At 54.1% G+C, this 10,124-nt stretch carries 6 protein-coding genes; 5 read left to right on the top strand and 1 reads right to left on the bottom strand.

Annotation, left to right across the window (positions count from 1 at the left end):
• Positions 1–147: 147 nt before the first annotated feature.
• Entirely contained in the window at positions 148–3,864 is a 3,717-nt protein-coding gene (locus ACLHIL_RS08850) for a multifunctional oxoglutarate decarboxylase/oxoglutarate dehydrogenase thiamine pyrophosphate-binding subunit/dihydrolipoyllysine-residue succinyltransferase subunit (protein WP_411297599.1), read from the bottom strand.
• 240 nt (positions 3,865–4,104) lie between these two features.
• On the opposite strand from ACLHIL_RS08850, the gene ACLHIL_RS08845 reads away from it, so the two are divergent.
• The 5 genes from ACLHIL_RS08845 to ACLHIL_RS08825 all read left to right on the top strand — a co-directional run bounded on the left by ACLHIL_RS08845 (position 4,105) and on the right by ACLHIL_RS08825 (position 9,868).
• Entirely contained in the window at positions 4,105–5,415 is a 1,311-nt protein-coding gene (locus tag ACLHIL_RS08845; protein WP_411297598.1) for a hemolysin family protein, read from the top strand.
• Complete coding sequence (locus tag ACLHIL_RS08840) at positions 5,412–6,440, top strand: hemolysin family protein (protein WP_411297597.1); 1,029 nt, start codon at positions 5,412–5,414, stop codon at positions 6,438–6,440. Before ACLHIL_RS08845 ends, ACLHIL_RS08840 begins: the two co-directional genes overlap by 4 nt.
• Before the next feature lie 312 nt (positions 6,441–6,752).
• Positions 6,753–7,997 carry a M23 family metallopeptidase gene (locus ACLHIL_RS08835; protein ID WP_411297596.1) on the top strand — a complete coding sequence of 415 codons (1,245 nt, stop codon included), beginning with the start codon at positions 6,753–6,755 and terminating at the stop codon, positions 7,995–7,997.
• A 162-nt stretch (positions 7,998–8,159) separates the two neighbouring features.
• Positions 8,160–8,942 (top strand): glycerophosphodiester phosphodiesterase, encoded by a 783-nt coding sequence (locus ACLHIL_RS08830; RefSeq protein WP_411297595.1) that lies wholly within the window; start codon positions 8,160–8,162, stop codon positions 8,940–8,942.
• Entirely contained in the window at positions 8,939–9,868 is a 930-nt protein-coding gene (locus ACLHIL_RS08825; RefSeq protein ID WP_411297594.1) for an NAD(P)-dependent oxidoreductase, read from the top strand. The genes ACLHIL_RS08830 and ACLHIL_RS08825 overlap by 4 nt, the downstream gene beginning before the upstream one ends.
• The last annotated feature ends 256 nt before the right edge of the window (positions 9,869–10,124 follow it).

Here is a 10,124-nt window from a genome sequence, read left to right as displayed (position 1 = left end):
TGGTTACAGCTGTGAAAATATTTTAAGATCAGCATTCTGCATCGGTGTGGCCGGTTATAGCTACACTAAATTTTAGCTATAACCGGCCACACCGGATGTCCTATTCTGACGCGCTATCCGCTAATGCGCGGAACGTGTCACTCAGTTTTAATCGTGACGCTCGAAAGCTTGGCGCATCAAGCGCTCGGCTTCTTGGCGATGCATAGTGGCCAAGCCAGCCGCCGTAGAGGCAGCTTCTGGTCGAGAGATCAAGTGAACAGGTCGGTCAAGCTGCGGGAACATCCGCAGTTGGAAGTGCCCCCACGCGCCCTGGTTCGCCGGTTCGTCTTGCACCCAGTACAACTCCGCATTGGGATATTTCTCCAGCTCGGCGTGCAGCTCATCAACCGGATTCGGGTAAAGCTGCTCGACCCGAATAATAGCGGTGTGTTCGTCGCCATTCTCCTCACGGGCCTCCACCAGGTCGTAATACACGCGACCCGTACACATCAGCACCCGATCCACCCCGTATAGCTCGCGGCTTTCACCGATAACTGGACGCACGGTTCCCGTCGTGAATTCCTCAACCTGAGATTGTGCCCCTTTACGACGCAGAAGCTGCTTCGGAGTGAATACAATCATGGGTTTGCGCGGCCGGTTATATGCCTGCTGGCGCAACATGTGGAAATAATTAGCCGGAGTCGATGGCTGAACCACGATCATATTATCCTCGGCACATAGCTGGAGATAGCGCTCGATACGTGCAGAGGAATGATCTGGCCCTTGACCTTCATAGCCGTGAGGCAAGAGCACAACCAGAGATGAATGTTGATTCCACTTCTGTTCTGCTGAGGAAATGAATTCATCAACGACGGTCTGCGCTCCATTAGCGAAATCTCCGAACTGCGCCTCCCACAGCACTAAAGCGTCGGGGCGTTGCACGGAATAGCCGTATTCAAAGGCCAAAATCGAGTACTCCGACAGGGCAGAATCATAGATTTTCAGCTCCGCCTGATCCTCAGTCAAGTTTGCCAGCGGGGTCCACTCCGCACCCGAACGGTAGCAGTGCGCGACGGCATGGCGCTGAGTGAAGGTTCCACGTCGGGAATCCTGACCAGACATTCGGATCGGCACTCCGTCAATCAGTAATGATCCAAAGGCCAGCAATTCGCCAAATCCCCAGTCGATATTCCCTTCCTGGGCCATCGTATTGCGTCGGTTAAACAATGTGCTGATCTTCGGGTGCAAGGTGAAGCCTTCAGGCGGCGTCGTATGAGCATGGCCGATACGAGCCACTACCTGTGGGCTAATCGCGGTTGACCAGCCGACCATCGTTCCCGCATCCTCGCGCTGCGCTTCCGGTACGCCAAGGGCATGTGCTGCAGCCGTTTCATCGGTGTGCGGGATGACTTCTGCCTCACGCACTTCCTTGAATGCCTTATCCAGGGTTGCGGCAAAGTCATCTTCAACTTTGGCGGCTTCGACCTCGGAAAGATCACCACGCCCTAACAATGCCTCTTGGTACAGGCGACGAGTTGAACGCTTCTGATCGACCAAGGAGTACATGATGGGTTGAGTCATGGAGGGATCGTCGCCCTCGTTGTGCCCACGCTTGCGGTAGCACATGATATCGAGGATGACGTCCTTGTGGAATTCCATGCGGAACTCGTAGGCCATACGGGCCATCCGGCACACTGCTTCTGGATCGTCCCCATTGACGTGGAAGATCGGCAGTTGCAGACCCTTGGTGATGTCCGTCGTGTAGCGCGAGGAACGAGAATTCGATGGGGCTGTGGTGAAGCCGATTTGATTGTTGACGATGATATGGACCGTTCCACCCGTGCGATAGGCCGGAAGTTGGCTGAGATTGAGTACCTCAGTGACGACTCCTTGCCCGGAGAACGCAGCATCGCCGTGGATCAAAATAGGCAGTACAGCTAATTCGCTTTCCTCAAGTTGGAGGGCGTCTTGCATAGCGCGAGCGATACCTTCAAGCACGCCGTTAGCAGCCTCCAAATGGGAGGGATTAGCCGCCAGATATACCCCGACGTTATCGCCTTCTGGTGAGGTGTACGTGCCCTCGGTGCCCAGATGGTATTTCACGTCACCGGAACCGAACTTCTTGGGGTCGATACGCCCGTCAAATTCGGAGAATACTTGCCCGTATGACTTTCCGGCGATATTCGTCAAGACGTTCAAGCGTCCACGATGCGCCATCGCAATAGCGACTCGATACAGACCGTCGTTAGCCGCTCCGTGCAAGATCGAATCCAGAGCCGGAATAAGAGACTCGCCACCTTCTAGGGAGAAACGTTTTTGGCCGACGTACTTCGTCTGGAGGAAGGTTTCAAAAGCTTCGGCTTCGTTGAGTTTCTTCAGGATTTGCAGGCGATCCTCTTTGGTGATGGGAGCAGCCGGGCGTTCCAGTCGCTCCTGGAACCAGCGCCGTTGGGCAGGATCTTGAATGTGCATGTACTCAATTCCCACGGTACGGCAGTACGCTTCCCTCAGTTGCTCGAGGATTTCCCGCAAAGTTAGATGGCTGGTGTGAGCGAATCCGCCGGTGGGGAAGGAACGATCCAAATCCCAGAGCGTCAGACCATAAGAGCCGATTTCCAGATCGGGGTGCCGACGCACGTGGAAGGATAGCGGATCGGTGTCAGCGATCAGGTGCCCCCGCGAGCGGTAGGCGTGGATGAGTTCCGCGATCCGCGCTGGCTTGCCCAATTCCCGTTCGGCGTCATATTCGACGTCCTTTTCCCACAAAATCGGGGTGTATGGAACGCGCAGTGAGACGTAGACGCGATCGTAGAAACCGTCCAGACCAAGCAGCTTGTTTTCCATGAGTTGCAGGAAACGGCCGGAGGTTGCCCCTTGGATGACGCGGTGGTCATAGGTTGAGGTCAGATGGACAACTTTCGATACTCCTAGCCGTGCGAGCGACTGTTCCGAAGTGCCTTGGAACTCGGCAGGATACGTCATTGAACCAACGCCGACGATCAGCCCTTGCCCGAGCATGAGGCGGGGAATGGAGTGGACGGTGCCGAGCCCTCCGGGGTTGGTCAGGGTTGCGGTCGTGCCTTTGTAATCCTCAATGGTTAGTTTGTTGGTGCGTCCGCGCTCAACGAGTTCTTCATACGCGGCGATGAATTCGGAGAAGGTCTTTGTTTCGGCGGCTTTGATGGATGGCACGACGAGGGAACGAGTCCCGTCTGGCTTACGAACATCAATAGCAAGGCCCATATTGACGTGTTCGGGGCGAATGAGCGACGGTTTGGGGTCGTCGGTGTAAGACACGTTCATCTCAGGCATCTCTGCCAAGGCTTCAACCATCGCATAGGCGATGAGATGGGTGAAGGAGATTTTGCCGCCGCGCGTTGTTGCCAAGTATTTGTTGATAATGGTTCGGTTATCAAACATGACTCGGGCGGGTAGTGCTCGTACCGAGGTGGCAACTGGAATTGAGAGAGACGAATCCATGTTCTTTGCTAGCCCACGTTCGGCACCTTTGAGTGTGCTGACTTCCTGGGCGTAGGGGTCAAGATCCGCTGAGGCGCAAGAAGGAGCAAGATTGTAGGTGGTGGCGTAGGGGGTGATCGGGGGATTCGCAGCCGCTCGTGGTTGAGGCGGCAGATCAGATCGGGTGACGTTGGTTGAGGGCGTCGCGGCTCGATCTGCTTGTGATTGGAATGCCCGTTGCGGGCTGGGAATATCGTGCTCTGGTTCAGCCGGTGTGGGGGAGGTGCGCGGTGTGCGCCCTTGGGCGTGCCACTGTTGGAACATGTCCTGCCATTGCGGCCCAACTCCGTCTTTATCCTGCAGATATGCGGCGTATAAATCTTCAATGAAGCCTTGGTTGGCTCCGAATTCATTCGGTGACGACACTGTCTTGCCTCACTTGGTAGACGAAATTACCTTCACGTCAAAGTTTAGTGAGCTTACCCTCACTATGTGCTATTTTTGACGAGTTTCGTCGTCGAATATAGTGTGATACCCGCGACGATTGTCTTTATGTCAAGATTTTTCCTGTGTCATGCCAAGACTCTTTCTGGACTTGTTTTACAGATCGTCAATAAAGGTGCGCTACGATTACACCTATGATCGAACGACAACGCGGAGTGCCGTGTGCCAAGTGAATTGATCTATCTTTTTATCAGTGTGCTCCTTATCGCCGGTAATGCCTTGTTTGTGGCAGCCGAATTCTCCCTCGTGGCTCTTGATCCAGCCACGATTGATGATCGTGCCAAAGGCGGAGAAGTAAAAGCCCAACGAGTTAACAAGGCGCTGCATAATTTGTCGCTGCAGCTTTCCTCCTGCCAAGTAGGTATTACTCTGACCACGATTCTGCTCGGGTATGTCGCGCAAAAACCGCTCCAGGCCCTATTTGAAAAGTGGTTAGCTAATTCCGGCTTGGCGCAAGGCGCTGCAACCGGAACGGCAATCGCCATCGCATTCGTGATAACCAACGTGGTTTCTATGCTATTCGGTGAGTTAGTGCCAAAAAATATGGCTCTTGCCGAGCCGCTGGGAATTGCAGCTTTCGTCTCCTTCCCTCTGCGCGGATTCACGGTCATATTCAAACCGCTCATCGTTTTGCTCAATGGAACAGCAAACCGAATTCTGCGCCGCTTTGGTGTGGAACCAGCCGACGAGCTATCTGGTGCGCGTTCCGCTAGTGAATTATCGGCCTTGGTGCGGCGCTCTGCCCAAGAGGGCACACTTGACGTGTCAACCGCTCGGCTACTGACCCGATCTATTGATATTGGTGCCCTAACGGCTATTGATGTGATGACGGATCGCGGTCGCGTCGAAGCTATCAGCGAGGACGCAAGCGCCTGGGACGTTATTGAATTGGCTCGGAAAACTGGCCATTCGCGTTTCCCTGTCATCGGTCAAGATCTCGATGATATTCGGGGCTTTGTTCATCTGCGCCGAGCAGTAGCAGTGCCGTATGCGGCTCGGAAAGATGTACCAGTGACCTCCGCATCATTGCTGGTGGAGGCGACGCGCGTTCCAGAAACAATTGAGCTTGCACCACTCCTCGTCCAGTTGCGGGTGGAAGGTCTGCAAATGGCGGTCGTCGTTGATGAATACGGAGGAACATCCGGAATCGTGACCTTAGAAGACGCAGTTGAAGAAATCGTGGGGGATGTGGCTGATGAGCACGATCGCCGTCGGGCACGGACCCGAGTAGTTGCGGATAAGCAGTGGATTATTCCGGGGCTGATGCGCCCAGACGAAATATCGCGAGAATTAGGTTTAGATATTGACGATGACGGACCGTGGGAAACGGTCGGAGGCTGGATGATGGCTCGGCTAGGTCGTATTCCGGTCATCGGTGACGAATGGGTGGAAAACGGGGTGCGCGTTATCGTGGATTCGATGGATGGCCGCCGGATTGACACAGTGCGAATCTCTGGGGTGGATAGCGAATGAGTCTTGGATTAGCTCTCATTATCACCTTACTGTTGCTCGCATTGAACGCCTGCTTCGTGGGGGCGGAATTCGCGGTTATGGGTGCGCGGCGCTCGCGGGTAGAACCGCTGGCAGATGAGGGTAAGAAAGCAGCGCAGATCGTGCTCTATGCCTTGGAGCATGTGACCTTAATGCTGGCTACCTGCCAGCTAGGGATCACACTGTGCTCGGTGGCTTTGGGTGCTGTCTCTGAGCCGGCGATTGCACATTCCATTGCAGGGCCGCTTGCCCGTATTGGAGTTCCCGCGGCAATGACGCACCCGATTGCCGTCATTCTTGCCTTAATACTTGTGGTGTATTGCCACGTAGTGATCGGTGAGATGGTGCCGAAGAACCTTGCCGTCACCACGCCAGAACGCGCGTCATATCTGTTAGTACCGCCCCTGGTTGTGCTGTCGAAGATATGCATGCCTATCGTTTCGTCTTTGAACTGGTTTGCTAATCATCTGATTACCTTGCTGGGGATGGAGCCGAAAGATGAGGTGGGTGCGGCTTTTACGGTCGATGAAGTGGCCTCAATTGTGCAGGCGTCGAAACAAGCGGGCGTTTTAGATGCGGATGTGGGATTGATTTCCTCGGCTCTGGAATTTTCTGAGCATACCGCAGGCGATTTGATGGTGGGATTGGACGATCTTGTTTCAGTGACCCCGATGTCCTCGCCAGCGCAGATTGAAGTGCTGATCGCCCATCAGGGGTATTCGCGTTATCCGGTGATGTCCGGTCGGCAACTATTGGGGTATGTCCATCTCAAAGACATTATTGACGTTGTTCCCCAGCGTCGCGATGATCCGATTGCCCCGTGGCGGATTCGGAAAATGTCTGTTGTGGATAGCCGAGACGAAGTAGAAAATGCGCTGCGTTCCATGCAAAAAGATGGCGCGCATTTGGCGGCAGTTACGGTTGATGGCAAGATCTCGGGCGTATTGTTCTTGGAAGATATTCTCGAAGAACTGGTCGGGGAAGTGCGTGACGCGATGCAAAAATAGATGTGAGAGTGCTGTCGGCGCCACAAATCGAATATGCATGTGCCTCATATACCTCGGGCATGAATACTGCGGCGATTGGAAAATATGGCTAGCGCCAACGGGTGTGATGTATCGCGATAAGCCAAACGGGTGGTATTTTCCGATAGGACGCGTGATTCTGCCGTTGTCATCAGCGAAAATGTTCGCCATGAGGAGCCTCACATGGGATTCGGAATTCGATATGAGGAACGGCATAGCGAGGGTGTTATAAAACCGTTATAGTTGACGACAGATAGTTCAGAAATTTGGGCCGACAGAAGGAGGGAACAGCGGGTGTCGAATACGTCAGCACCACGTCCCTCTCGGCGCGATCTTCGCCTTGCGCGTCAGGCGGCGCAGGCATCTGGTGATACTGCTAACCACCTGGAAATCCCACAATACGAAGTGCTTTCTCCTGTGCGTGTGCCACGGCATGCGCGTGCGAACATTAGCTCACCCAATTCGCATGGCTCAGTTTTGCCTAAGCGTGCGCGGCATAGCTTAGCTAATACTGGGGCACCGAAGGATAGGGGCATTGCCTCGGATCTGGCTGCTACCGAACAGACGAAAAGTAGTGTTGCACAGGAGCTACGGCAGGATGGCTCTGCGGCAGATATTTTTAACGTCGTTACAGCGTCTGTGATGAGCGCGCAAACTCCGGAAGAAATAGCTGGGCAGGTGCATACTCTGCAGCTTTCTTCGGAACAGATCAGGGAAGCGATTAATCAGGCTGCTCGCGAGGTATCACGGGAGCATGGGCGTCGTCGGCCTGTTTCTAAGTACCTAATGGCCGGAGCGATGACCCTTGCCGTATCCCTGGCAGCAGGTGCCGGCCTGATGTTGTCCATCTTTGACCACGCCACGGCCGCCTCGCCGGCAATGGCTTTAGAAAACCCCATTTCACTTTTCACCCGCAGCGATTCGCAGACGCCGCAATCCCTGACGAAAGTCGAGGGCGCTTCTGATTCAGCTCGATACGCGCAGGCCTCCGAGCAACATCCTGTGAACCCGCAATGTCCGGCATCTACCGGAGCAAGCAGCCTGGATTCGGCATTCCGTACCGAAGAGCGTGTGGTGTATCCGATGGAAGCTGGTAAGTACCAGATCACCTCGCCTTTCGGCCCACGCATTGATCCGATTGATGGCAGCCCCTCTTTCCATACCGGTGCAGATTTTGCGGGGGCAGTGGGAACGCCCGTCTATGCCATTGCTGATGGGGTTGTTATTCATGCGGGTGAAGGCATTAAGGGGCGTTCCTCGCAGCTCATTATTATTCGCCATACCATCAACGGCAAAGAGTACACCTCCTGGTATGTACACATGTATGACGATGGAGTGTTTGTCAAGAAGGGCGATAAGGTTACGGCTGGTCAAAAGATCGCAGCGGTTGGTTCACAAGGATGGTCAACTGGGCCGCATCTGCACTTTGAGGTTCACCGAGGTGGCGATATTGACCACGACGAATTACTGGATCCAGTCGTGGCGCTCAACGATTTTGGAGCAGTACATCTGAACGATTCGTGCCCAGCGGTGCGCTAACACCTCTGCTACTCGCCAGCATTTTGCTAATGAAACTAAATGAAATAGGGATTCTCGTATCTCACACTCGGTTGACCTGGGGATAAGTGCCAGGTGGAGACGAACGCGGTATCCTAGGACAACCAGTAGTATTTTGCGAGTTACGCCCGATCGGAGTACTGGATGACTCACCCGCGATTGTGGCCCATTGGGGGTCGCCCTATCGTCCTCGCTCACCGCGGCGGCGGCCACGAAGTGCCAGAAAATTCTATTTATGCCTTTCACACTATGCACGAACAGGGGTTTCGCTATATCGAAACGGATGTGCATGCCACCCGTGACGGTCACGTTGTAGTGTTCCACGATCCGATTCTGGATCGAGTTACGGATGCCCACGGCAAGATCTCGCACTATTCCTGGGCGGATTTGCGGCAGGTTCGCGATCGCAGTGGCAATCCGATTATGCGCCTTGATGACGTCTTAGCGGAATTCCCCGATCTGATTTTTAATATCGATGCCAAACACGGCGCAGTAGTGAGCCCGCTAGCTGCGTGTATTCGTCGGCATAATGCGGAAAAACGGGTTTCCTTGGCCTCGTTTAGTGAGCGACGTTTGCGCCGGTTGCGTCGATTGTTACCAGGGGTTCGCTCATCTTTGGGGACGGGCGCGGTAACTCGCTTGGTATTAGCGGCACAGCGAGGTACTCCATCGCGGATCCTGCTTGGTCAACTTCCCGCCAGTAGTGGGGTTGAAGCCGTCCAAGTGCCACAACGCGCTGGAAGAATCCAGGTTGTCACACCGCAATTTATCAGCCTGTCTCATCAGCTTGGTTACGCTGTGCATGTATGGACGATTAATGATTCCGATGAAATACGAAAACTCGTAGGATGGGGAGTAGACGGAATCGTCACGGATGAGCCGAGTCTTGCTCGACGCATTATTGAACAGGAGTTTGACTGGCAATGACACCACACCACTTACTGATTACCGAACAGGCGATTTCCGAGTTAGCACAGCGCCTTTCCGATGTTATGCAGACGCGATATGTGCCGTATTCTGATCTGCGGTTAACGGATTTGGCTTGGGCTGATGCCTGGTGTGGGATTCGCCCTCCAATTACTCCGGCTGCTTCTAATATTCGTTGGATTCATGCAGCTACCGACGGAATAGATCAGTTCCACGAAATGCGCGAAGATATTATCGAAACCAAGACGCTTTTGACGCATACTGTGGGATCGATGCCGCATCGGATCGCCGAATTTGTGGTGGCGGCAGTGCTATCTCATGTGCGCGGCTTCGAGCAGTTCCGAAAGAATCAGGATAATCAGCTCTGGGAGCCGTCGGGGACGCAAAGTGCTATGGGGATGACCGCGCTGATTGTGGGGACGGGGAACGTCGGTTCAGCGATCGCTCGGTTATTGCGCCCGTTCGTTAAAGAGGTTAACGGGTTATCGCGCACTGGATCGGATAATGACGCCTTTGATTGCGTTCGAGCAATGGCTGATCCTGGGGATATTGTGCGCAAAGCCGATATTGTGGTGGTTGCCTTGCCTAATACGCCACAGACCCTCAGCGTGATTAATACGGAGTTCTTTGCGGATATGTCGCACGGGATTTTCGTCAATGTTGGGCGCGGTGTGACGGTCGATCATGAGGCCCTGCGGGTAGCACTTGATTCTGCCCAGGTCGATCATGCGCTGTTGGATGTGTGCGATGTAGAGCCATTACCTGCGGGGGATTGGCGCTGGACTCATCCGCGCGTCACGATTTTCCCACATAGCTCAGGTATTACCAGTATGGCGGATATTGAGGGCGAATTTCGGGCAGCTTATGCGGCATTATCGCAGGGGAAATGCCCAGATAATGCAATTGACCTGCAGGTGTGGTACTGATCTGTCGTTGATTTTGGCTGACGGGAAACAAAAAAATAAGAAATGCCCAATAAGGCTGACGGTTGAGGGCGCGACGGGCGGCGGTACAGCATGGAAGAAAGTGCGTAGCGGCTGACTCTTGGACGCTCTCATTTAGCTATCGTCTCAGCTATGTGAATGTTGCCGGAATAAATGTGTGGTGGGGGGGGGGGGGGGGGGGGGGGGGAAGAAACACAACAAAAAAAAAAAAAAAAAAAAAAAAAAACACAAAAACACC

The organism is Trueperella sp. LYQ143 (assembly GCF_046599595.1).
In the GTDB taxonomy this organism is placed as follows: Bacteria; Actinomycetota; Actinomycetes; order Actinomycetales; family Actinomycetaceae; genus Trueperella.
Note: the sequence above shows the minus strand (reverse complement) of the source record. Positions and strands in the feature narration are given on the sequence as shown.

Coding starts and splice junctions, on each gene's coding strand:
- ACLHIL_RS08840 (WP_411297597.1), top strand. CDS start 5,412: ATGAGTCTTGGATTAGCTCTCATTATCACCTTACTGTTGCTCGCATTG.
- ACLHIL_RS08830 (WP_411297595.1), top strand. CDS start 8,160: ATGACTCACCCGCGATTGTGGCCCATTGGGGGTCGCCCTATCGTCCTC.
- ACLHIL_RS08825 (WP_411297594.1), top strand. CDS start 8,939: ATGACACCACACCACTTACTGATTACCGAACAGGCGATTTCCGAGTTA.